The sequence below is a fragment of the Ruegeria sp. AD6 genome (assembly GCF_056542325.1).
The window spans coordinates 1-1,043 of sequence record NZ_JBQFZQ010000033.1 but is presented as its reverse complement, the minus strand read 5'-3'; the positions used below and the strand labels follow the sequence as shown (position 1 = coordinate 1,043).

The window sequence follows — 1,043 nt, the reverse complement described above, 5'->3', positions numbered from 1 at the left end:
CCTGGGCGCAACGCCGCGGTGAGGCCGCATGGCCGAATGCGCGATCGGCCTGGGGCCGATGCTCTCCTGCGACACGCGCAGCCGAGCAGGAGAGGCCGTCAGGGCAACGGCCTGCGGTGCTATCAGGCCGGGGCATCCTCCAGATCTCCAAGGCGCAGAAACAGCCTGGAGGCCAGCACCCGGTCCTGCGCCGCCCGGTCCTTGTCCCTGTTCTTCGACGCGGCGGCTTGCAGATGATGGTAGGCCGCGTGACGTTCGGCCAGCCGGTATGCGTCGGGGTCTTCGGCAATGTCCCGCGCCTTCAGGATGGTCACGAACAGGTCCGGCGATGCGAAGAGGTTGGCAATCCGCGTGCCCGACGCATCCGTGCGCGACAGGGGAAATGGCGGGCGTTTGAGATCCAGCCGGCCAAGGCTGTAGCTGTGCAGCACGCCCAGCAGGCGCGAGGGGTCGGCGGGGTATGGGGCGCAATCCCACAGCTTGCGCATGGCACGGCGTTCCGCGTCGGGCAGCGCGTCGATCATGTGCCGGGCGTCGCGCCACTGCGCGGCCCGGGCGCTGCGATCCCGCGCCTCCTGAGCGTCCCAGGCCGCGGCGCGGTCCTTCATAACCTGGTCTTCGCCGGGCTGCGCTTCGGCGATCTGGTCGGCAAAGAGCGGCAGGGCCTCCCGCTCGAGGCGCTGTTTCCTGCGAAGTGCGGCCCGTTTGCGGGACGTGTCGGTGAAGGCGTGACGGGGCCAGGGTTTGAACCGCATCGTCCGGCCCTCACGTCCCGGTGCCGGGGGTCGCCCGGCCGCGCCGAAGCGCTTCGGTCATATCGTCGATCATCTCGAGCGCGCTCATCTCTCATCCTCCGGGTGTTTGTCTCAATCGGACAGTCGGGACAGGACCATCCCGCCGAGTTTGAGGGTTGCGATCGATCCGGTTCCGGCGGGATGAAAGCCATACCAGCGGTCATCGCCGTTGCTGTAATCGAGGGCATACAATCTCTGATGGCAAATGCTGCGGAGTTTGACCACATCATGAAGGTCGGACGCACCCAG

General features: G+C 67.4%; 1 protein-coding gene. It reads right to left on the bottom strand.

The genetic code is table 11. The annotated features are described in order from the left end of the window. Positions 1-122: 122 nt before the first annotated feature. The gene (locus ACR0KJ_RS19430) at positions 123-608 is read right to left on the bottom strand and encodes a hypothetical protein (RefSeq protein WP_480627457.1); all 486 of its coding nucleotides are present in this window, start codon (positions 606-608) and stop codon (positions 123-125) included. Positions 609-1,043 lie beyond the last annotated feature (435 nt).

Bases quoted from the DNA above. Each gene is read 5' to 3' on its own strand.
- ACR0KJ_RS19430 (WP_480627457.1), bottom strand. From the start codon at position 608: ATGAAGGACCGCGCCGCGGCCTGGGACGCTCAGGAGGCGCGGGATCGC.